Here is a 20,419-nt window from a genome sequence, read left to right as displayed (position 1 = left end):
TAATGCCGCTAAGTTAAGGTTTTCTCGATAGCCGTTTTTCTGGATACCGTTGAGCTACTGCCTTAACGACGCGGTCAAATTTTCGTCCGGGTCGTTGCGCTTTCAGTTCAAGTACCAACCGTCCACGTAAGCGCTTAAGCATCTCCGGTATCCTCCCTTGTGCTGTTGCTGGGCCCGTCATCATCAACTCGTTCTGGATGGTCATCAGGGCAGTAGTAAAACTGATGCTCGTCGGTTCGCATTTCGCTTCCAGCGCGGCCTTGGCGATCTCAACGCGAATCAGGTTATAAGCGATCATCGCCCCCCAGATTTCCTGCTCGGTACCGCTGACCGTCATGCTGCGCAGAGTCAACTCCGAGCCCATCATTGACTGCTTCAGTTCCCTATAACTTGTTTCGATACGCCAGCGTCGGAGATAACAAGTAATCAAGTCAACCGCCTTGAACTTCTTGCTATCCATCAGCGACGTAAGCAGGTACCGCTGTTTTCCCGATCCGTCATCCGGTGTTCTTACGGCGCGCACGCGCCAAGTCTCTGGCAGAGCGGGATCTTTTTTGCGTGCAGCAGGCGAGACAATCATTTCCACGATGCCATCGTCGTCCGTGCCTAGGATTAGAGTCCATTTGGTGTTGCTCTTGGCGGGCACAAGGAAGTGTCGATTCGTTCCATGGTTGACGAGATTGCATAGTAGTTGCGCTGACAGAAAGCCTCGGTCAAACACAGTGAGCGAGTCGTCAGGAATGCTCTCGAGCAGAGAGTGGGCATGCGTCGTTTCGCTGATGTCGTAGCGTCCAAAACGGGCATCACGGATCAGTTGGGTTTCCATCATCATCAGGGTCACGCCGCGTGCTTGTGGATAGCTGGCAACCTTGTTGTTGGGGTAGATTTGAGAACCAAAGTGCTCGCGATTGTCTGGGCTATCTGCCAGGCGCAATGTCGTGCCATCCATGGCAAGCAGATGCAAGCCCTTGAACAGATAATGCGCTTCATCGTGCGCAATCCACTGCCGCGACGACTTGTGAAACAACCATTCAAGCGGCTCGGAGCCCAAGCGTTGTCGAGCTTGCGTTGTCGCGCTGGAGGTGATGCAACGGTCTGCCAACTCGGGCAATGCCAGGTCGAGCGAGTCGACAATGTCCTTGACGGAACGGTGTCGATAGATCGCCAGAGCAATGACTAGCCAGACGACCTGCTGCGCGGGTAACCGCCGAGAGCGGATAGTCGCTTTATCGTTCGCTACTAACGCAGCTTCCACCCATTCGTAGGGCAGATGTTCGCCAAGGCGGCTCCACTCAAGAGGATTAGGTAGGTCAATGACGAGGGGGATGGCATCAGAAAGCATGGCCGAAAGTTAACATTTCTGAGCCACGTTTACAACGAAAAAATGCCGCAAAGATCGTTAACTTAGCGGCATTACGGCCAGGCCGTGGATTTCGCAGAATTCGGCCTTCAACTCTTCCAGGAACGGGCCGAGCGCCACCGGTTCGCCGTTCGGCTGGGCCTTGCGCGACAGCTGCAGGATGTCTTCCACCATGCGGTTCACGCGCGTCACGTTGTCGCGCACGATCTTCAGCAGGCGCACCTCGGCCGGGCCGTGCAGGTCTTCGGCCAGCAGCTCGGTGGCGTGGCCGATCGCCGACAGCGGGTTGCGCACCTCGTGCGCGATGCTGGCGGTCAGGCGGCCCATCGAGGCCAGCTTGAGTTGCTGCGCCTGGTTTTCGATGGCGCTCACGTCCTGCATGAAGATCACGCTGCGGCCGGCCGCGTCGACACCGTCGGCCACGCGCGCGAAGCGCAATTTGAGGTGCACCGGCTGGTCGCGCCGGCCGCGAATTTCAGCTTCACCATCGCCGGCGCCGTCGCCTTCGCGGTAGGGTTTCAGGGTGACGAAGGCCTTGTCGTTGTCGGGGCCGGCCAGCCAGGCGTCGAAGGCCAGCGCCACCGGCTCGAAGGCCGGCACGGCATGCAGCAAAAAACCGGCGTCGACCTGCAGGCCCAGCATGCGGCGCGCCGCCGGGTTGCCGGTGAAGACCGCGCCGTCCTCCCCCACCACCAGGATGCCGTCGCCGACGTCGGCGATCACGATCTCGTTGATCGCCTGCTGGATGCGCAGGTCGGCGCCGTGCCGGGCCGCCAGCTCCTCTTGCTTGAGCAGGCGCGCCGCCAGGCGGTTGACCATCAATACGCCGGCGAAGAAGGCGGCGCCGAACAGGCCGGCCTGCATCAGCGGCGGGTCGCGCCCCTCGACCACCAGCTGCCAGACGTTCAGCCCGAGCAGGAACAGCGTCGCGACCGCCGCCGAGAACAGCGCCAGCACCAGCGGCGCCAGGATCGCGGCGCCGGCCAGCGGGAACAGATAGAGGATGCCCAGGCCGCTGCGCATGCCGCCGGCGGCGATATACAGCAGCGAGATCACGGCCAGGTCGACGCCGATCTGCACCCCGAGCTGGATCAGGAAACGCCGTTGCCAGCGCGCCGCCAGCGCGAACAGCGCGGCGGCCAGCACATAGAAGACGCAGGTTTCGGTGTTGACCGGGTCCGGGCGCAGCTGTCCGCTTTCCAGGTCGACGCCCAGGTACAGCAGCAGCACCAGGGCGATGACGATGCGGGTGACGGTGAAGGTCTGGAGCGAACGCCACAGGGTGACGCGCGCGCCCGCCGACAGCCTGCCGGACGCGGGCTTCAACTACTTGGGCGGCAGGCGCACGTGGCCTGGCGAGCAGTAGTCCTGGCCGTCGGCGTGCACCGACTCGGACGCCGGGAAATACACGCCGCAATGGGCGCACTGGGCCATGGCCTCGATCTGGCCGGTCGGCGCGGCCGGGCCGCGCTGCATATGCGGAGGAACCCCGTTGCGCTTGGCGAGCGCGCGCAGCTTGCTGCGCACGGCGAAGACCACGAGGACGATAAGGGCAATCCAGAACAAGATACGCATCAGTAGACTCCCCGGTGCAGGACGACTTCGAGCACGAAGCGACTACCGACGTAGGCCAGCGCCAGGGTGGCGAAGCCTGCCAGCGTGAAGCGCAGCGCGGTCTTGCCGCGCCAGCCCTGCCACTTGCGCCCGGCCAGCAGCGCCGCGAACAGCGCCCACGAGAGCAGCGCGAACACGCTCTTGTGGTCGAGCAGCAGCGGCCGGCCGAACACCTGTTCGGAGAACACGAAGCCCGACAGGACCGTCAGGCTGAGCAGGACGAAGCCGATCCAGATCACACGGAACAACAGTTTTTCCATGGTGAGCAACGCCGGGAGCTGGTCGAGCGCGGAGCCAAACCAGCCGCCGCCGGCGGTGCGGGTATGCAGCCGCGTTTCTTGCAGCGCCATCAGCACGGCGTGGAACGCGGCGATGGTCAGGGTGCTGTAGGCCAGCACCGCGACCGCGATATGCCAGCCGAAGGCGGCGGTTTTGCCGGCCAGCGGCGTCAGGGTGCCCGGGAACAGCAGCGGCAACAGGGTGGCCGCCGCCGCGAACGGCATCACCAGGCGGCGCAGACCGTCGAGGGCGAAATTGCGGTTCTCGAACCAGTAGGCGGCCACCGAGACCCACAAGGCGCTGGAAATCATGATGGCGAAGCCGACCCGCAGCCGTCCCGGCACCATCACGTCCATGCCGAGCGCGACGCCATGCAGGGCCCAGGCCCCGGCGGTCACGCCAGAGATGACGGCGCCCAGCCGCGACGGCAGCAGGGCGCATACCGCGTACAGGAAGGCAGCGGCAAGGAAGAGGGAGTTCTGCATAATAAGAGTCTACACCATCGGCGAACGCCGGTGGGAAGCCCCTCCCGCCCCGCCGATGGCGACGCCATGCATATATATATGTGGCGGGCGTTCAATCCACCGCCGCCATCCGCAACTCGTCGTTGTGATGCCGCGCCTGCTCTTCCATCACCATCAGCCCCAGCTCGCGCTTGAGCTGGTTGAATTCCGGCGCCGCCGGATCGCGCGGGCGCGCGATCTCGACCAGGAGGTCGCGCTTGATCGTCCCCGGCCGGTAGGTCATCACGACGATGCGGTCGGCCAGGTAGATCGCCTCCTCGATGCTGTGGGTGACGAACAGGATCGTCTTTTTCAGCTCGGCCCACAGGCGCAGCAGCTCGTCCTGCAGGTTGCGCCGGGTGAGCGCGTCGAGCGCGCCGAAGGGTTCGTCCATCAGCAGGATCGGCGAATCGAGGGCCAGCGACAGCAGCCCCAGCAGGTCGCTCACCCGGCGCTCGATCTCCGGCCCGCGCATGCGCTTGATCTCGAGGCCGAAGCGGATGTTCTGCTCGACTGTCATCCAGGGAAACAGCGCGTATTCCTGGAACACCATGCCGCGCTGCGGCCCCGGCCCGGTGACCGGGCGGCCGTCGACCAGGATCGCGCCCGAGGACGGCGGCGCGAAGCCGGCCACCGCATTGAGCAGGGTCGACTTGCCGCAGCCGGAAGGGCCGAGCAGGCAGGTGAACTGCCCGCGAGGGATGTCCAGGTCGATGTCCTGCAGGGCCACGACTTCATGGTCTTCGGCGCCGAACACTTTATTGACGCCTTCGATGCGGATATGGATGTCGTTCATGTCAGTGCTCCAGGCCGCGGTGCCAGCGCAGCAGATGGTTGTTCAGCCGATTCACGCCGATGTCGATCAACAGGCCCAGCACGCCGATGCTGATCATCCCGGCGATGACCTTGTCGGACCAGAAGTACTCGCGCGCCTCCGAGATGCGGAAACCCAGGCCGCTGTTCACGGCGATCATCTCGGCCACGATCACGACGATGAAGGCGGTGCCGATCCCGATCCGCACGCCGGACAGGATGTAGGGCACCGCCGCCGGCAGGATCACGCGCAGGAACATCGTCAGCTTGCCGGCGCCGAGGTTGTGCGCCGCGCGCAGATAGATGCCGTCGACCTGGCGCACGCCGGCGATCGTGTTCATCAACACCGGAAAGAACGCCCCGATCGCGATCAGGAACACCGCCGGCGGATTGCCGAGCCCGAACCACAGCATCGCCAGCGGGATGTAGGCGATCGGAGGGATCGGCCGCAGCACCTGCACCAGGGGATTCATCCAGGCGTGCACGCGCTGGCTGGCGCCCATCGCCAGCCCGAGCGGCAACGCCAGCCCGGCGCCGATGGCGAAGCCCACCACCACCCGGTACAGGCTGGCGACGACGTCGACCGGCAATTCGCCCGACAGCGCCCATTTGAGCCAGCCGCCGTCGGTGTACTGCGCGAACGGCTCGAGCGGGAGCAGGTAGTCGACCCATTTGCGCCACACGTCCAGCGGCGCCGGCAGCACCTGGCGGTCGACCAGGCCGCTGGCCGCCACCCATTGCCAGAGCGCGATCGCCAGCACCGGCACCACCAGGCCGGTGGCGTCGTTCCATCGGAGCCGCGCATTGCGCGAACCCCGGCGCGGCGTCTTGCGTCGTTCGATGCGTTCCATGTCGTCTCCCTTTACTGGATGTTCAGGCTTTTCTTGGCCGAGGCCAGCAGGTCGGTGCGGACCCAGTCGCTGGCCAGCGGCGGACGCGCCATGCGCCCCACCCCGGTCTGCGCCATGACGTCGGTCGTGACCTGGATGTGCTGGGGCGTGATGTCGTAGGAGTACGGCGAATTGGCCATCGCCGCGCGGAAGTCGGCCACCGTGATCTGGCCCTTGAACATCGACTGGCGCACATAGTGTTCGGCGACGTCGGGCCGGTCGATGAAGGTGCGCGTGGCCTGGACGAAGCAGCGCATGAACTTCTCGGCCAGCGGCCGGCGCTCGCGGTAGAACTTCTCGGTCATGACCATGGTGCGCACCGGCTCGCCGATCGGCGTCCCGTAGGGCTTCATGACTTCCTTCCCGAAACCCATATTGATCGCCTGCGACGATTGCGGCTCGGATTGCATCATCGCGTCGATGTGCCGGCCCAGCAGCGCCTGGTTCAGCTCCGGATAGGACAGGTACACCAGCTGCACGTCCTTGCGGCCGCTGGTGTCGGCGCTCAGCTTGTTGCGCGCCAGTTCGGCCATCAGGAGCACTTCCTGGATGCCGCCGCGGGTGACGCCCACGCGTTTGCCCTTGAGCTCGAGGATGGACGCGATCTTCAGTTCGGGCCGCGCCACCAGCCGCGCCCCGCCGCGCGCGAAACCGGCCACCACCACCACCGGAGCGCCGCCGGCGCGGCCCTGGATCGCGGCCTCGGACGCGGTGGCGCCCACGTCCAGCTCGCCGGCGATGATGGCCTGCATGATGTCCAGCCCTTTGGCGAACATCTTTTCCTCGACCCGGATGCCGCAGCTTGGGGCGATTTCCTTGATATAGGACACGGCGCCGAAATGCGCCAGCTTGAGATTCCCCAGCCGCACCACGTCCTGGGCCGTGGCGCTGCCGCCGGCGGCCACCAGGGTGAGCGCGACCAATGTCTTGCCAAACATCTCCCTCATATCAGTTCTCCTTGGACCGATTGTTAACACTAATGCTTGCCGGAAAGGCGAGTAGGCAATACACCATGGCGACCGCGGCTTGTGTTTGCGCTATCCCAAAAGGCGACGGCATTCGGCAAAAATGGCCGGTACAGGGCAGGTTCGGACAGGTTCGGCCAGGATCGGCCAGGCGCGCTATGCCGGGAGGCCGCGCTGCAAGGTAAAATGATGCGTTGGCGACCTGCGCCAGATCCGACTGCGCTTTTTTCTTGCGCTTCTTTCTATTAGGTAGACATGCTAGATAACCTCACCCAACGCCTTGCCAAGGTCGTCAAGACCATGCGCGGCGAGGCCCGCCTGACCGAGGCGAACACCGCGGAAATGCTGCGCGAAGTGCGCATGGCCCTGCTCGAGGCCGACGTAGCGCTGCCGGCGGTGCGCGAATTCATCGCCAAGGTCAAGGAAAAAGCCCTGGGCGAAGAAGTCGTCGGCTCGCTGTCGCCCGGCCAGGCCCTGGTCGGCGTGGTGCAGAAAGAGCTGGCCGCCCTGATGGGCGCCGACCTCGGCCCTGAAGCCACCCAGATTTCCTTCGCCCAGCAGCCGCCGGCGATCATCCTGATGGCCGGCCTGCAGGGTGTGGGTAAAACCACCACCACTGGTAAGCTGGCCAAGTACCTCAAGGAACAAAAGAAGAAAAAAGTCCTGACCGTCTCGGCCGACGTCTATCGTCCCGCCGCGATCGCCCAGCTGGAGTCGGTGACCAAGCAGGTGGGCGCCGACTTCTTCCCGTCCACCGCCAACGACAAGCCGGTCGACATCGCCCGCAACGCGCTGGACTGGGCCAGGAAGCATTACCACGACGTCCTGATCATCGACACCGCCGGCCGCCTGGGCATCGACGAGGCGATGATGCAGGAGATCGCCGCCGTGCACGGCGCCGTCAACCCGGTCGAGACCCTGTTCGTGGTCGACGCCATGCTGGGCCAGGATGCGATCAACACCGCCAAGGCCTTCAACGACGCCCTGCCCCTGACCGGCATCGTGCTGACCAAGCTCGATGGCGATTCGCGCGGCGGCGCGGCGCTGTCGGTGCGTCACGTGACCGGCAAGCCGATCAAGTTCGCCGGCGTGTCCGAAAAGCTCGATGGCCTGGAAGCCTTCGATCCCACCCGCATGGCCAACCGCGTGCTGGGCATGGGCGACATCCTGGCGCTGGTCGAAGAAGCGCGCAAGGGCGTCGACGCCGAAGCCGCGGCCGAAATGGCCAACAAGATCAAGGCCGGCGGCCGTTTCGACATGAACGACTTCAAGGCGCAGCTCACGCAAATGAAGAAAATGGGCGGCATGGCCGGCCTGATGGACAAGCTCCCGGCCCAGTTCCAGCAGGCCGCGAGCGGCGCCAATATGGACCAGGCCGAGAAATCGGTGCGCCGCATGGTCGGCATCATCGATTCGATGACCCCGGCGGAGCGCGCCAAGCCCGAGCTGATCAAGGCCAACCGCAAGCGCCGCATCGCGGCCGGCGCGGGCGTGCAGGTGCAGGAAGTCAACCGCATGCTGAACCAGTACGACCAGATGCAGACCATGATGAAAAAGCTCAAGGGCGGCGGCCTGATGAAGATGATGCGCGGGATGAAGGGGATGATGCCCGGCTTGCGCTAATCCGCATGCCAATCGGCGAGAACCGTGCAAAGTATCGCTTTGCGCGGTTTTTTTTACGCCGCTTGTCAGCGTTTTTTCGTTCTCATGCGTTGTTGTGTGCGATAACGCCCATTCGGCGGGTTTTACGAGTGAAAAAGTTTTGAAAAAGACTTGCACGAACTGTAAAACGCTACCAATATAGGCGTGCGATAAATTACGCACTTTTCCACGTGTTCGTTTTAGGAGGCTCGAAGATGGCAACAGCCAAAAAAACCACTGCAGCGCCAGCAAAAAAAGCCGCTGCCAAGCCTGCTGCAGCGGCCAAGCCGGCAGCAAAAAAGGCAGCACCAGCAGCGAAGTCGGCCGATAAGCCGGCAGCCGCGCGCAAGCCGAATGCTGCTTTCATGAAAGCCATGACCCCGTCCGCCACGCTGGCCGCCGTCGTCGGCGACAAGCCGCTGCCGCGCACCGAAGTGACCAAGAAGGTCTGGGATTACATCAAGTCGAAAGACCTGCAAGACGCAGCGAATCGTCGCATGATCAATGCCGACGACAAGCTGAAAGCCGTTTTCGGCGGCAAGGCACAAGTCTCGATGTTCGAAATGACCAAACTCATTTCGGATCACCTGAAATAAGCCACCGGCTATTTCAAAAGCTTCAAGCTTAAAAAAGCCCCGGTTTCAAACCCGGGGCTTTTTGTTATTCGGCTGTAAATAATAGTGGCAACCGGTTAATAACCTTTCGGATCGGCGCTGCGCCGATCCGAATCCATTACAAGCCCGCTGCGGCTTTCATCAGGTGAAACACCTGGGTATTCTCGATCGTGCCCTTGAACGGCGCCGATCCGGCCCCGGTCGCATACAGTTTGACGTCGCCGCCGCCATGGGTTTCCGACGATTTGTGCACGCCGGTTTCCTGATGGTAATCGTCGCTCTGCGCCACCACGCTGTCGACGTCGGCGCGCACGTCCGGGCGGTTCGGGCCGTTGCCGAACACGAGGGTGGTGAAAGTCTTACCGTCCGCATCCTTCTTCGGCTCGCCCGACGCATAGTCGCGCACGATGTCGGTGATCGGATTGCCGCGCTTCGGATAGCCGTTGATCTGCATCGTGTGGTCATGGTCGGCGGTCAGCACGATCAGCGTATTCTGCAGGCCCGGATCGATGGCGCGCATGCGCTCGATCGCCAGCTGCAGGGCATCGTCGAAGGCCACCGTCTCTTCCAGCGCATGCTTGGCGCGGGTGTCGTGCAGGGCGTGGTCGATCTTGCCGCCTTCGACCATCAGGAAGAAACCGTTCGGATTCTTCGACAGCAGGTCGATCGCCTTCCCGGTCATCTCGGCCAGGGTCGGCTGCTCCGGGCGGCGCTGGTACGAGTAGTCGAGATGGCTGGTGGCGCTGAAGATGCCTACGAACTTGCGGCCCGGCTGCGCCGACATCATGCCGGCGCGGGTGCCTGCCACGTAGTAGCCGGCGCCGGCGAATTCGGCCATCAGGTCGCGCCCGTCGGGCCGGCCCTTGGGATTGGCGGCGGCGTCACGCGGCGTGAAGTGGTTGCGCCCTCCTCCCATCAGCACATCCACGCCGTCGCCCAGCGCCTTGTTGTAGCCGGCGCCGCCAGGCACGATCTGCTGCGCGATGGCATAGACAGAGTCGCGGCTGCAGCTGTGCGCGAAGGTCGATGCGGGCGTGGCGTGGGTCAGTTCGGTGGTGGTGACGGCGCCGGTCGCCTTGCCCCGGGCCTTGGCCAGTTCCAGGATCGTCACGGCCGGCGTGCCGTTGTTGGCGCCGCACTGGTCGATGCCGTCCTTGCTCGGATCGATCGGACGCGCGCCAGCCTGCGAGATGACGTCGTTGTTCATCTTCACGCCGGTCATGTAGGCGCCCATCGACGGCGCGCTGTCGGTGGTCTGGTAGTCGGCCGAATACGTCTTGATGCGCGCGGTGCGCTCCATCAGGCGCTCGAAGTGCAGCAGGCTGTCCTCGCCGCCGCGATAAATGCGGGCGGCGGTGATCGTCGTCGGGCCCATGCCGTCGCCGAGGAAGAAGATGATGTTCTTGGCCTTTTGCTGGGCGGCGGCCGGGGTGGAAAAGGCAGCCGAAAATGGGACAAATGCGCATGCGGCCAGCAGCAGCGGAGTAAAACGTGTGAAAGTCATGGTGGCTCCTGGTCGCGGCTTACAGGCCGGCGGCGGTCTTGATCAGGTTGAACACGCGGGTGTTGTCGATGGTCCCGCGGAACAGTTCGGCGTTGGCGCCGGTCGCGCCCAGGTAGACGTCGCTGCCGCCATGGGTCTCGGCGCCCGTGCGGGTGCGCACCACCGCTTCCTGGTGGTAGTCGTCGCGCGTCACGACCTCGTCGCTCAGGTGCGCCGTGCGGTCGCCCGCGTGGCGCTGCTCGCCGGTGCCGAAGCCGATGATGGTATATGGCTGGCCCTTGCCGTCCAGGGCCGGCTTGCCGTCGGCGTTGCGCACCAGGCCGATCACGCCGGGGTTGGTCGGCGTGGTCTTGCCGGTGCGGGCCGCGTAGCCGTTCAGGATCAGGGTGTGGTCATGGTCGGCGGTGGCGACGATCAGGGTATTCTTGAGGCCCGGATCGAGCGCTTCCATGCGGTCGATCGCCGCCTGCAGCGCCGCGTTATACGTCACCGTCTCTTGCAGGGCGCGCTTGCCCAGGGTCGCGTGCAGGGCGTGGTCGATCAGGCCGCCCTCGACCATCAGGAAGAAACCGTTCGGGTTCGGCGCCAGCAGCTCGATCGCCTTGGTCGCCATCGCCGGCAGGGCCGGCTGGCGCGCCGGGTCGCGGGTGGCGTCGAAGTCCATGTGGTTCGGCGCGAACAGGCCGACCGCCGGCTGGCCCGGCTGCAAGGCATTCAATTGCGCGGTGTCGCTCACCACGCGCAAGCCCCTGGCCTGCAGCTCGGCCAGCAGGTCGCGGTTGTCCGCGCGCTTGCCGCCACGGTTGAACGGCGTGAAATACTGGGCGCCGCCGCCGAACAGCACGTCCAGGCCGCGCGCGCCGAGCGCCGGGTTGTAGCCGGCGCCGCCCGGCACCAGGCTGGCGGCGATGTCGGTTTCCAGCTTGCGGTGGCAGGCGTGGGCATAGGTCGAGGCCGGGGTGGCGTCGGTGACGCTGGTATTGGTGACCACGCCGACCGCCATGCCGCGGCGCTTGGCCAGTTCCAGCAGCGTGACTGCGGCGGTGCCGTTCTCGCAGCGGCTGACCAGGGCGTTGCCGTTGGCATCCTTGCCCGGCGCGATCGCACGGGTGCCGAAGGACATCGAGACGACATTGTTATTCTGTTTCACGCCGGTCATGTAGGCCGCCATCGAGGCGGCGCTGTCGGTGACCTGGGCATCGTTCGAGAAGGTCTTCACGAAGGCCGACTCGGGCAGCTTGTCGATCGCCAGCTCGCCGTCTTCGCCGGCGGCGAAGATGCGCGCCGCGGTCAGGGTGTTGATGCCCATGCCGTCGCCGAGGAAGAAGATGACGTTCTTCGCGCGGTGGTCGACGGCGTTGACGCCTTGTGCGGCGGTGGATTGGGTCGAAGCGGGCGGCGTTGTCGCGCAGCCGGCGAGTGCCGCCAGCAGCGCGGCGGAGGCAAGAGTGGTCGGTCGCATGCAGTCCTCTGCTTGGGAAAGCGGAAAGTCTACACTGCTAACGTGACACATTGGTGAACTGAAATGTTGGGGTTTTGTACAGCATGCCCGGTCTAGATACCGTGCTTGAATTCCCACTTCTTCCACGCCGCCAGCACCGCGTTCGGGTATTGCGGCTTGCCCCGGCTGCCGTTGTAGCGGCCCAGCGCCAGGTACAGGTTACCGGCTTCCATGTCGATATACATGCGCAGGATGGCGCAGCCATAGCGCAGATTGGTCTGCATGTGGAACAGGCGGCGGCGGTCGCCGTCGCCGATCACCTTGGTCCAGAACGGCATCACCTGCATATAGCCGCGCGCGCCGGCGATCGAGATCGCGTACTTGCGATAGGCCGATTCGACCTGGATCAGGCCCAGCACCAGCCCCGGATCGAGGCCGGCGCGGGTCGATTCATACCAGACCGTCTCGAGGAATTCGGTGCGGGTCTGGACGTCGGGCAGGCGCTTGGCGAGCCGGCCCGACATCTCCTGGAACCAGGCTTGGTAGCGCACCCGCGCCGCCTCGGTGCGGAAAGTCGGCCGCGGCGGGCGCGCGTCGGCGATGGCATTGGCCAGGGCCAGGCGCACCGAATCCGACAGCGCTTCTTCCTTCTGGTTGCCGGCGAACGCCTCTCCTCCACCCAGGCCGAAGGCGCATGCGAGCACGGCGCCTCCGATCCAGGAGGCGAGGCGCAGACGCATCACTTGCCCAGCTTGCCCTTGATGAAGGCGACCATGTCGGCCACCGGCACGCTGCTCGCCGCTTCGTCGCGGCGGCCCTGGTATTCCAGGTTGCCTTCCTTCAGGCCACGCTCGCCGATCACGACGCGGTGCGGCACGCCGATCAGCTCCCAGTCGGCGAACATCGCGCCCGGACGCAGGCCGCGGTCGTCGACGATGACGTCGATGCCGGCTGCCTGCATGTCGGTGTACAGCTTCTCGGTGGCTTCCTTGACCATCTCGCTGCGGTCCAGGCCCATCGGGCACAGCACCAGCTCGAACGGCGCGATGGCGTCAGGCCACACGATGCCCTTGTCGTCGAAGTTCTGCTCGATCGCCGCGCCCAGGATGCGGGTCACGCCGATGCCGTAGCAGCCCATCTGCAGCGGCGCGGGACGGCCACCTTCGTCTAGGAAGGTCGCGCCCATCGCTTCCGAATAGGCGGTGCCGAGCTGGAACACGTGGCCCACTTCGATGCCGCGCTCGATCGCCAGCACGCCCTTGCCGTCCGGCGAAGCGTCGCCCTCGACCACGTTGCGCAGGTCGGCCACGACCGGCTCCGGCAGGTCACGGCCCCAGTTGGCGCCCGTGTAGTGGAAGTCGGCCTCGTTGGCGCCGCACACGAAGTCGGCCATGTTGGCGACCGTGCGGTCGGCCACGACGTTGACCGGCAGCTTGGTGTTGATCGGACCCAGGTAGCCCGGCACGGTGCCGAACACCTCGAGAATCTCGGCCTCGGTGGAGAAGCGGAAGTCCTTCAGGCCGGCGACCTTGGAGACCTTGATCTCGTTGAGCTCATGGTCGCCGCGCAGCAGCAGCACCCAGAAGCTCTTCTTGCCTTCTTCGCTCTCGACGGTCAGGGCGATGGTCTTGACGGTCTGCGACAGCGGCAGATTCAAGAGCTCGGCCACGCTCTCGCACTTGGTCTTGCCCGGGGTCGGGGTCTTGGCCAGCGCCTGGGTCGCCGCGCCGCGGGTGCCGCTGGCCACCGCTTCGGCCGCTTCCATATTGGCCGCGTAGTCCGAGTCGGGGCAGTACACCAGCGCGTCTTCGCCGGTGCTGGCGATGACGTGGAATTCATGCGAACCGGTGCCGCCGATGGCGCCGTTGTCGGCCGCCACCGCGCGGAACTTCAGGCCGAAGCGGTTGAAGATCTTGGTGTAGGCGTCGAACATGGTCTGGTAGGACTTCTGCATGCCTTCCAGGTCGCGGTCGAAGGAGTAGGCGTCCTTCATGGTGAATTCGCGGCCGCGCATCAGGCCGAAGCGCGGACGGCGCTCGTCGCGGAACTTGGTCTGGATGTGGTAGAAGTTGATCGGCAGCTGGCGGTACGATTTCAGTTCGCTGCGCACGACGTCGGTGACCACTTCCTCGGAGGTCGGCTGGATCGCGAAATCGCGGCCGTGACGGTCCTTAACGCGCATCAGCTCGTCGCCCATCTTGTCCCAGCGGCCCGTCTCTTGCCACAGTTCGGCCGGCTGCACCAGCGGCATCAGCAGTTCGATCGCGCCCGCGCGGTTCATTTCTTCACGGACGATCGCCTCGACCTTGCGGATGACGCGCAACCCGACCGGCATATAGGTATAGATGCCGGAACCCAGGCGCTTGATCATCCCGGCGCGCATCATCAGCTTGTGGCTGACGATCTCGGCATCGGAAGGCGCTTCTTTAAGAGTTGAAATAAAAAATCGTGAGGCGCGCATATCAGTGAATTCTTTTTAAAAAGAGAGGGTTATAATCGACCTAATTTTAAAGGATTAGCCGGCTGATGCGTCCAATCTTTCTACAAACAGGGTCCGCAAACAGCAGCATCCACCGCGCAAGCGGTGCGCAAGACCCACGGGCGTACAGAATTTGTAGGTAAAAACATAAGGGACGATCCGCCGGCAGAAAGTATCGAGGTGCACTTATGCTCGACCGTGAAGGGTTTCGGCCCAACGTCGGCATCATCCTGCTGAACGCTAACAACGAGGTCTGGTGGGGCAAGCGGGTGCGCGAGCACTCATGGCAATTTCCGCAAGGGGGTATCAAGTACGGGGAAACGCCAGAACAGGCAATGTACCGCGAGCTTGAGGAAGAAATCGGCCTGCGCCAGGAGCACGTCAAGATCATGGGGCGAACCCGCGACTGGCTGCGCTACGAGGTGCCCGACCACTTCATCAAGCGCGAGATCCGCGGCCATTACCGCGGCCAGAAGCAGATCTGGTTCCTGTTGCGCATGATTGCGCGCGACAACGAAGTCAACCTGCGCCTGACCGACCACCCGGAATTCGATGCCTGGCGCTGGCATGATTACTGGGTGCCGCTGGATGTCGTGATCGAGTTCAAGCGCGACGTCTACCAGCGCGCCCTGCAGGAACTGTCGCGCTTCGTCACCTGGCCGGCCAGGGGCCAGCAAGGCGAGCGGCGCCACAGCGCGCGCTACCTGCGCCAGCCGCATGGCAGGTCGCAAGGGGCCAAGCCGGCCCAGGACATGGTCGCGGTGGCGGGCGGCGCCAGTCCGGCGGGTCCAGAATCGCTGGTGCTCTCGCCGAACAAGTAATTTTTGTCTTTACGGAAACGGTGGCCCGCGCCGCCGTTTCCGCCAGACTTCCCTCCCGCGCACTATTTCATGCGCAGAGCATTGCTTCGAAAGCAACTAGTGCCAGTAGAATGGGGCATGACTTCTATTGCCTCGATGCTCAGCGTTTTTCTCGCTCCCCTTCTCTTTTTCCTCCCCCTGCTTGCCGCGGCGCAAACGTCGTGCCAGTTCCTGCAGGTAGCGCAGGTGCCGCTGCACTACGCCGGCTCGGGCCTGGGACTGACGATGACCGGCGAGATCAATGGCAAGCGCGCCACCCTGCTGCCCGACACCGGCGCCGGGGTCACTTACCTGACCCGCACCGGGGTCGAACGCCATGGCCTGACCCAGCGGCCCACCGGCCGCTACGTCCAGGGCGTGGCCGGCAAGTCGCGGCTGTACGAAGCCAGGGTGGCGCAGTTCACCGTCGGGCCGGTGCGCGCCCGCGACCTGTACCTGTCGGTCGTCGGCGAAACCTCGTTTACGCCGCGGTTCGACGCCATCGTCGGCGCCGCCTTCCTGCTGCAGAGCGACCTCGAATTCTCGCTGGCGACCAAGGAACTGCGCTTCTTCCGTCCGCAACGCTGCGGCAGCACCTGGCTGGCCTACTGGGACAAGAACGCGAGCGTGATCCCGTTTCGCCAGCACGACGAACTGACGGCGAACCCGCAGTTCTTCGTCCACATCAACGGCGCGCGCCTGACCGCCATGATCGACAGCGGCGCATCGATCACGACCATCACCAGGCGCGCGGCGCATCGGGCCGGCATCGACCTCGATGGCCCGCGCGCGCAGCGCGTGGCCAATGCCCACGGCGTCGGCAAACAGTCGGTGGGCGCCTGGATCGCCAGGGCGGACACCTTCAGGATCGGCGACGCCACCGTTCACGATCCCGAGTTCGACGTGATCGACAGCCAGCTGAGCGTCGACGTGCTGCTGGGCGTCGACTTCCTGCGCACGCACCGCGTGCTGTTCGCCATGAGCCAGGGCAAGCTGTACGTGTCCTACCTCGGCGGCCAGCCGTTCGATTCGCGGCGCGAAGTCAGGCCCTGGATGCGCCAGGAAGCCGAAGCCGGCAATGCCGACGCCTGGTACACGATGGCGGGCATGGCGGTTTCCGAGCGCGCCATGAACAAGGATCCGGCGGCCGCGAAAGCTTATCTGGAGCGGGCGGCGGCGCTGGGCCAGCGCGAGGCGAGCCTGTCGCTGGGCGTACGGATGCTGGTGCAGGGCAAGCCGGAGCAGGCGGCCACGCTCCTGCGTGCCAGCCTGGGCGAAGGGCACACCGGCCGCAATGGCGCCCTGTGGCTCTACCTGGCCCAACTGCGCGCCGGCGACCCGCAAGCCCGCGCCGAACTGGAAGCGCGTTTCAAGGAACGCAGCGACTGGCCACGTCCGGTGGTGGATTACTTCCTGGACAAGATCGACGGCGGCAAGCTGCTGGCTGCGTCCGATACACCGGCGCGCGCCTGCTTTGCCGCCAACCTGGTTTTGCTGCACGAGGAAACACTGGGCAAGCCGGCCAGCGTCGCCCTGCCCGAGGATTGCAAGGCGATACGCGAACAGTACCAGAGCGCGGGCGCGGGCACGGACATGGCGCTGTGACGGCGGGCCGGCATCGCGCTACAATGCCGGCTCCCTTCCCTTCCTGCCGCATTCCGCCATGTTCACTCCGTCCTCGCACGACGTGCGCCGCTTTTTCTGCGAAGCCTATCGCAAGCACCGCAACGGCGAAATCCTGACCCCGATGGACGCGATCGCGGCCGACTGGATCGTCCAGCATCCCGAATACCACGAGCAGTTCGAGGACGTCGAGGCGGCGATCGCGGCCGACTATTCGGTCGAGGGCGGCAAGGCGAATCCCTTCCTGCACCTGTCGATGCACCTGTCGATCGCCGAGCAGATCTCGATCGACCAGCCGCGCGGCATCCGCGCCGCCCACGACGCCCTGGTGGCGCGGCGCGGCGAGCACGACGCCCACCACGAGATCATGGAGTGCCTGGGCGAGATGATCTGGGCGTCGCAACGCAACGGCGTGCCGCCGGACACCGAGGCCTATATCGAATGCGTGCGCCGGCGCGCATTCGCCTGACCCGGCGCCATATTCAAGCCAGCTTGTCGTCCGCGACCCGGTAGCGCGGGTCTTCCAGCAGGTTGACTTCGACCATCCCCTGCGCCTTGTCCAGCAGCTCGCGGCAGTCGGGGCTCAGGTGGCGCAGGTGCAGGCGCTTGCCCAGCAGGCGATAGCGCTCGGCCAGCGCGTCGATCGCCTGGATCGCCGAGTGGTCGACCACCCGCGCACGCAGGAAGTCGATGATCACGTCCTGCGGATCGTCCTTTGGCGCGAACAGCGACTGGAACGGCGTCACCGAGGCGAAGAACAGCGTGCCTTCCAGCGCATAGATTTTCCAGCCCTGCTCGTCGTGCGAGACGGCGGCCCGCACCTGCTTGGCGTGCTGCCAGGCGAACACCAGCGCCGACACGATCACGCCGGCGATCACCGCCAGCGCCAGGTCGAACACCAGCGTGATGCCGGCCACCAGCACGATCACGAACAGGTCGGCGCGCGGCACTTTTCCCACCAGGCGGAACGTGCCCCACTCGAAGGTCTTTTCGCACACCACGAACATCACGCCGACCAGGGCCGCCAGCGGGATCGCCTCGATCCAGCCGGACCCGAACAGGATGAAGGCGAGCAGGAACAGCGCGGCCGCGATGCCCGACAGGCGCCCGGTGGCGCCGCTGTTCACGTTGATCATGCTCTGGCCGATCAGCGCGCAGCCGCCCATGCCGCCGAACAGGCCGGCCACGACGTTGGCGGCGCCCAGCGCCAGCGATTCGCGGTTCGGCTGGCCGCGGGTGTCGGTGATCTCGTCGATCAGGGTGAGCGTCAGCAGCGACTCGATCAGGCCGACGCCGGCCATCACCAACGCATAAGGAAAGACGATGCGCAGCGTCTCCAGGTTCCACGGCACGTCGGGCAGCGCGAAGCCCGGCAGGCCGCCGGCGATCGAACCGAGGTCGCCCACGGTCTTGGTCTCGATGCCGAGCAGCGCGCAGCCGACGCTTGCCACCAGGATGCCGACCAGCGTCGACGGCACCGCTTTGGTCAGGCGCGGGGTCAGGTAGATCACCGCCATCGTGACGACGATGATGCCGGCCATGACCGCCAGCTCGGGACCGGCCATCCACTGCGCCGCGCCGTCCGGACCCGGCTCCTTGAAGTGGTTGAACTGGGCCAGGAAGATCACCAGCGCCAGGCCGTTGACGAAGCCGAGCATCACCGGATGCGGCACCATGCGGATGAATTTACCCAGGCGCGCGGCGGCGAACAGCAGTTGCAGCACGCCCATCAGCACCACGGCGGCCAGCAGGTATTGCGCGCCATGCTGGACCACCAGCGCCACCATCACCACCGCCAGCGAGCCGGCGGCGGCCGAGATCATGCCGGGCCGGCCGCCAAAAGCGGAGGTGATAAAGGCGACGATCACCGCCGCGTACAGGCCGGTGAGCGGGGACAGGTGGGCGACCAGGGCGAAGGCGATCGCCTCGGGCACCAGCGCCAGCGCGACGGTCAGGCCGGCCAGCAGGTTGATCTTCAGGTAAGCGGGGGTAAGGGACGACACGGCGGCTCCAGCGGCAAAATGACGATCCCCTCGCTGCACTGCAGCAGAGGGGACCGCATGTTACCAGTTGGCGCCCGCGGGCGTGTGGCGGCCCTGCTACTTCTTGACCACCAGCTGCGACGGCAGGCTGGCGAGATAGGCGCCGAGGTCGTCCATGTCCTGGTTCGACAGCGGCTGCGCGATGCCGGCCATGATCGGATTGACGCGGCCATTGGCGCCGGCCCCGCGCTTGTAGGCGCGCAGCGCATGCGTGAGATAGTCGGCATGCTGGCCGGCCAGCTTCGGATAGGTCGGGTCGATCGGCTTGTTGTAGTCGGCGCCGTGGCAGGACGCGCAGTTGTATTTCTGGGCCAGGGCTTCGCCGCGCTTGACGTCGTTGGCGGATGCGCCGAAAGACACAGCGCCGAGGACCAGCAGGAGCATCGTGTTCTTCATGGCGGTCCTCATCGCTTGGCGGTCGTCTGGGTCGACGTTTGCTGGGAATAATAGGCCGCCACGTCGGCGATGTCCTGGTCGCTCATCGAGCGCGCGATGCCGGTCATGGAAGGATGCTTGCGGTCGCCCTTGCGATAGGCCTTGAGTGCGGATTCGATGTACCTGGCCGACTGGCCGCCGATCATCGGCACGCGGTACACCTCGGGGAATGCCGTCTTGTAGCCGCCGGGGATGGCGTGGCAGCCGATGCACATCTCGATCTTGGCGGTGGCCGCCTGGGGATTACCAACCACTTCCGCAGCAAGGGCGCTGCCGGCGGCGCCGGCAAGGAGCGCCAGCGCCAGTGGTACCAGAGTTTTTTTCATGGGCGTCTCGTTAGTTATATTTCGAAAACCGCAACCGCACAAAAACTTAGCAAAGGCTTACCAACGGGCCGATTCTATCTGAAGACTTGACACCAGTCTACAAACCGGCGTCCGCCGCAGGACAGGCTACAGGCGCGAAGTTTGTCATATACTCGGCCCATCTTCTTCGATTTCCCCGTCATCCGCCATGCATGCTTCTCCCCGCTTCGAAGGCAGCGACAACTACGTCGCTACTCCCGACCTGAAACTGGCCGTCAACGCCGCGCTCACGCTGGGCCGCCCGCTCCTGATCAAGGGCGAGCCGGGCACCGGCAAGACCATGCTGGCCGAAGAGGTAGCAAGCGCGCTGAACATGCCGCTGCTGCAGTGGCACGTGAAGTCGACCACCAAGGCCCAGCAGGGCCTGTACGAATACGACGCCGTCTCGCGCCTGCGCGATTCGCAGCTGGGCGACGAGCGCGTGCGCGACATCCAGAACTACATCGTCAAGGGCGTGCTGTGGCAGGCATTCACGTCGCCCGAGCCGGTCGTGCTCCTGATCGACGAAGTCGACAAGGCCGACATCGAGTTCCCGAACGACCTGCTGCGCGAACTCGACCGCATGGAGTTCTACGTCTACGAGACGCGCGAGATGGTGGTGGCCAAACACCGCCCGCTGGTGATCATCACCTCCAACAACGAGAAAGAGCTGCCCGACGCCTTCCTGCGCCGCTGCTTCTTCCATTACATCCAGTTCCCGGACCGCGAGACGATGGCCGACATCGTGGGCGTGCACTTCCCGACGCTCAGGCAAGACCTGCTGGCGGCCGCGCTGCAAAGCTTTTATGCGCTGCGCGACGTCCCCGGCATCAAGAAGAAGCCGTCGACCTCGGAATTCCTCGACTGGCTCAAGCTGCTGTTGGCGGAAGACGTGCCGGCCGAAGCGCTGCGCGCCGAGAATGCAACGCCGCCGCTGCACGGCGCCCTGCTCAAGAACGAACAGGACATCGCCCTGTTCGACCGCCTGATGGCGATGGCGAAGAACCGGCGATGATCGCCGTCTCGCCCATCG

General features: G+C 64.9%; 20 protein-coding genes. 6 read left to right on the top strand and 14 right to left on the bottom strand.

Annotated elements, in window-relative coordinates; all coding sequences use genetic code 11:
• Positions 1-13: 13 nt before the first annotated feature.
• From HMPREF9710_RS07345 to HMPREF9710_RS07315, 7 genes are all read right to left on the bottom strand, one after another.
• Positions 14-1,342 carry an IS4 family transposase gene (locus HMPREF9710_RS07345; RefSeq protein ID WP_005665249.1) on the bottom strand — a complete coding sequence of 443 codons (1,329 nt, stop codon included), beginning with the start codon at positions 1,340-1,342 and terminating at the stop codon, positions 14-16.
• Between the two features lie 57 nt (positions 1,343-1,399).
• Positions 1,400-2,686 (bottom strand): histidine kinase dimerization/phospho-acceptor domain-containing protein, encoded by a 1,287-nt coding sequence (locus HMPREF9710_RS07340; RefSeq protein ID WP_005665247.1) that lies wholly within the window; start codon positions 2,684-2,686, stop codon positions 1,400-1,402.
• Positions 2,687-2,935 carry a PP0621 family protein gene (locus tag HMPREF9710_RS07335; RefSeq protein WP_005665246.1) on the bottom strand — a complete coding sequence of 83 codons (249 nt, stop codon included), beginning with the start codon at positions 2,933-2,935 and terminating at the stop codon, positions 2,687-2,689.
• Positions 2,935-3,738 carry a cytochrome C assembly family protein gene (locus tag HMPREF9710_RS07330; protein WP_005665245.1) on the bottom strand — a complete coding sequence of 268 codons (804 nt, stop codon included), beginning with the start codon at positions 3,736-3,738 and terminating at the stop codon, positions 2,935-2,937. Before HMPREF9710_RS07330 ends, HMPREF9710_RS07335 begins: the two co-directional genes overlap by 1 nt.
• Before the next feature lie 91 nt (positions 3,739-3,829).
• Entirely contained in the window at positions 3,830-4,552 is a 723-nt protein-coding gene (locus tag HMPREF9710_RS07325) for an ABC transporter ATP-binding protein (protein WP_005665244.1), read from the bottom strand.
• A 1-nt stretch (position 4,553) separates the two neighbouring features.
• Entirely contained in the window at positions 4,554-5,420 is an 867-nt protein-coding gene (locus tag HMPREF9710_RS07320; RefSeq protein ID WP_005665243.1) for an ABC transporter permease, read from the bottom strand.
• Between the two features lie 11 nt (positions 5,421-5,431).
• Complete coding sequence (locus HMPREF9710_RS07315; RefSeq protein ID WP_005665242.1) at positions 5,432-6,406, bottom strand: ABC transporter substrate-binding protein; 975 nt, start codon at positions 6,404-6,406, stop codon at positions 5,432-5,434.
• Between the two features lie 273 nt (positions 6,407-6,679).
• Here HMPREF9710_RS07315 and ffh point away from each other — a divergent pair, with 273 nt between their 5' ends.
• Together ffh and HMPREF9710_RS26990 are read left to right on the top strand one after the other, a co-directional pair.
• Positions 6,680-8,047 (top strand): signal recognition particle protein, encoded by a 1,368-nt coding sequence (gene ffh, locus HMPREF9710_RS07310; RefSeq protein WP_005665241.1) that lies wholly within the window; start codon positions 6,680-6,682, stop codon positions 8,045-8,047.
• Between the two features lie 233 nt (positions 8,048-8,280).
• A complete protein-coding gene (locus HMPREF9710_RS26990; protein WP_005665240.1) occupies positions 8,281-8,661 on the top strand; it encodes an SWIB/MDM2 domain-containing protein in 381 nt (126 codons plus the stop codon).
• A gap of 136 nt (positions 8,662-8,797) precedes the next feature.
• On the opposite strand, the gene HMPREF9710_RS07300 is transcribed toward HMPREF9710_RS26990, so the two are convergent.
• From HMPREF9710_RS07300 to HMPREF9710_RS07285, 4 genes are all read right to left on the bottom strand, one after another.
• Positions 8,798-10,183: an alkaline phosphatase gene (locus HMPREF9710_RS07300; protein WP_005665239.1), complete on the bottom strand. Its 1,386-nt coding sequence runs from the start codon at positions 10,181-10,183 to the stop codon at positions 8,798-8,800.
• A gap of 19 nt (positions 10,184-10,202) precedes the next feature.
• Positions 10,203-11,645: an alkaline phosphatase gene (locus HMPREF9710_RS07295; protein WP_005665237.1), complete on the bottom strand. Its 1,443-nt coding sequence runs from the start codon at positions 11,643-11,645 to the stop codon at positions 10,203-10,205.
• Positions 11,646-11,737: 92 nt separating this feature from the next.
• Positions 11,738-12,364, bottom strand: a complete 627-nt coding sequence (locus HMPREF9710_RS07290) for a lytic transglycosylase domain-containing protein (RefSeq protein WP_005665235.1) — start codon at positions 12,362-12,364, stop codon at positions 11,738-11,740.
• Positions 12,364-14,085, bottom strand: a complete 1,722-nt coding sequence (locus tag HMPREF9710_RS07285) for a proline--tRNA ligase (RefSeq protein WP_005665234.1) — start codon at positions 14,083-14,085, stop codon at positions 12,364-12,366. The genes HMPREF9710_RS07290 and HMPREF9710_RS07285 overlap by 1 nt, the downstream gene beginning before the upstream one ends.
• Before the next feature lie 206 nt (positions 14,086-14,291).
• Here HMPREF9710_RS07285 and HMPREF9710_RS07280 point away from each other — a divergent pair, with 206 nt between their 5' ends.
• The 3 genes from HMPREF9710_RS07280 (at position 14,292) to HMPREF9710_RS07270 (ending at position 17,034) form a co-directional block, all read left to right on the top strand.
• Positions 14,292-14,924, top strand: a complete 633-nt coding sequence (locus HMPREF9710_RS07280) for an RNA pyrophosphohydrolase (RefSeq protein ID WP_005665232.1) — start codon at positions 14,292-14,294, stop codon at positions 14,922-14,924.
• 117 nt (positions 14,925-15,041) lie between these two features.
• A complete protein-coding gene (locus HMPREF9710_RS07275; RefSeq protein WP_005665230.1) occupies positions 15,042-16,547 on the top strand; it encodes an aspartyl protease family protein in 1,506 nt (501 codons plus the stop codon).
• Positions 16,548-16,605: 58 nt separating this feature from the next.
• On the top strand, positions 16,606-17,034 hold the full coding sequence (locus tag HMPREF9710_RS07270; protein ID WP_005665227.1) for a DUF1841 family protein: 429 nt from the start codon (positions 16,606-16,608) through the stop codon (positions 17,032-17,034).
• Between the two features lie 13 nt (positions 17,035-17,047).
• Here HMPREF9710_RS07270 and HMPREF9710_RS07265 read toward each other — a convergent pair whose 3' ends face one another.
• From HMPREF9710_RS07265 to HMPREF9710_RS07255, 3 genes are all read right to left on the bottom strand, one after another.
• Positions 17,048-18,568: a SulP family inorganic anion transporter gene (locus HMPREF9710_RS07265; protein ID WP_005665225.1), complete on the bottom strand. Its 1,521-nt coding sequence runs from the start codon at positions 18,566-18,568 to the stop codon at positions 17,048-17,050.
• 96 nt (positions 18,569-18,664) lie between these two features.
• Positions 18,665-19,003: a c-type cytochrome gene (locus HMPREF9710_RS07260; protein WP_005665223.1), complete on the bottom strand. Its 339-nt coding sequence runs from the start codon at positions 19,001-19,003 to the stop codon at positions 18,665-18,667.
• 8 nt (positions 19,004-19,011) lie between these two features.
• Positions 19,012-19,368 carry a c-type cytochrome gene (locus HMPREF9710_RS07255; RefSeq protein ID WP_005665222.1) on the bottom strand — a complete coding sequence of 119 codons (357 nt, stop codon included), beginning with the start codon at positions 19,366-19,368 and terminating at the stop codon, positions 19,012-19,014.
• 187 nt (positions 19,369-19,555) lie between these two features.
• Here HMPREF9710_RS07255 and HMPREF9710_RS07250 point away from each other — a divergent pair, with 187 nt between their 5' ends.
• Complete coding sequence (locus tag HMPREF9710_RS07250) at positions 19,556-20,401, top strand: AAA family ATPase (RefSeq protein WP_005665220.1); 846 nt, start codon at positions 19,556-19,558, stop codon at positions 20,399-20,401.
• The last annotated feature ends 18 nt before the right edge of the window (positions 20,402-20,419 follow it).

The sequence above is a fragment of the Massilia timonae CCUG 45783 genome (assembly GCF_000315425.1).
GTDB classification, from domain to species: domain Bacteria; phylum Pseudomonadota; class Gammaproteobacteria; order Burkholderiales; family Burkholderiaceae_D; genus Telluria; species Telluria timonae.
Note: the sequence above shows the minus strand (reverse complement) of the source record. Positions and strands in the feature narration are given on the sequence as shown.

What these genes read in the sequence shown, in the direction of transcription:
- HMPREF9710_RS07280 (WP_005665232.1), top strand. Translation starts at nt 14,292, where the DNA reads ATGCTCGACCGTGAAGGGTTTCGGCCCAACGTCGGCATCATCCTGCTG.
- HMPREF9710_RS07300 (WP_005665239.1), bottom strand. Translation starts at nt 10,183, where the DNA reads ATGACTTTCACACGTTTTACTCCGCTGCTGCTGGCCGCATGCGCATTT.
- HMPREF9710_RS07320 (WP_005665243.1), bottom strand. Translation starts at nt 5,420, where the DNA reads ATGGAACGCATCGAACGACGCAAGACGCCGCGCCGGGGTTCGCGCAAT.
- HMPREF9710_RS07335 (WP_005665246.1), bottom strand. Translation starts at nt 2,935, where the DNA reads ATGCGTATCTTGTTCTGGATTGCCCTTATCGTCCTCGTGGTCTTCGCC.
- HMPREF9710_RS07270 (WP_005665227.1), top strand. Translation starts at nt 16,606, where the DNA reads ATGTTCACTCCGTCCTCGCACGACGTGCGCCGCTTTTTCTGCGAAGCC.
- ffh (WP_005665241.1), top strand. Translation starts at nt 6,680, where the DNA reads ATGCTAGATAACCTCACCCAACGCCTTGCCAAGGTCGTCAAGACCATG.
- HMPREF9710_RS07330 (WP_005665245.1), bottom strand. Translation starts at nt 3,738, where the DNA reads ATGCAGAACTCCCTCTTCCTTGCCGCTGCCTTCCTGTACGCGGTATGC.
- HMPREF9710_RS07255 (WP_005665222.1), bottom strand. Translation starts at nt 19,368, where the DNA reads ATGAAAAAAACTCTGGTACCACTGGCGCTGGCGCTCCTTGCCGGCGCC.
- HMPREF9710_RS07325 (WP_005665244.1), bottom strand. Translation starts at nt 4,552, where the DNA reads ATGAACGACATCCATATCCGCATCGAAGGCGTCAATAAAGTGTTCGGC.
- HMPREF9710_RS07285 (WP_005665234.1), bottom strand. Translation starts at nt 14,085, where the DNA reads ATGCGCGCCTCACGATTTTTTATTTCAACTCTTAAAGAAGCGCCTTCC.
- HMPREF9710_RS07295 (WP_005665237.1), bottom strand. Translation starts at nt 11,645, where the DNA reads ATGCGACCGACCACTCTTGCCTCCGCCGCGCTGCTGGCGGCACTCGCC.
- HMPREF9710_RS26990 (WP_005665240.1), top strand. Translation starts at nt 8,281, where the DNA reads ATGGCAACAGCCAAAAAAACCACTGCAGCGCCAGCAAAAAAAGCCGCT.
- HMPREF9710_RS07275 (WP_005665230.1), top strand. Translation starts at nt 15,042, where the DNA reads ATGACTTCTATTGCCTCGATGCTCAGCGTTTTTCTCGCTCCCCTTCTC.
- HMPREF9710_RS07250 (WP_005665220.1), top strand. Translation starts at nt 19,556, where the DNA reads ATGCATGCTTCTCCCCGCTTCGAAGGCAGCGACAACTACGTCGCTACT.
- HMPREF9710_RS07315 (WP_005665242.1), bottom strand. Translation starts at nt 6,406, where the DNA reads ATGAGGGAGATGTTTGGCAAGACATTGGTCGCGCTCACCCTGGTGGCC.
- HMPREF9710_RS07260 (WP_005665223.1), bottom strand. Translation starts at nt 19,003, where the DNA reads ATGAAGAACACGATGCTCCTGCTGGTCCTCGGCGCTGTGTCTTTCGGC.
- HMPREF9710_RS07345 (WP_005665249.1), bottom strand. Translation starts at nt 1,342, where the DNA reads ATGCTTTCTGATGCCATCCCCCTCGTCATTGACCTACCTAATCCTCTT.
- HMPREF9710_RS07290 (WP_005665235.1), bottom strand. Translation starts at nt 12,364, where the DNA reads ATGCGTCTGCGCCTCGCCTCCTGGATCGGAGGCGCCGTGCTCGCATGC.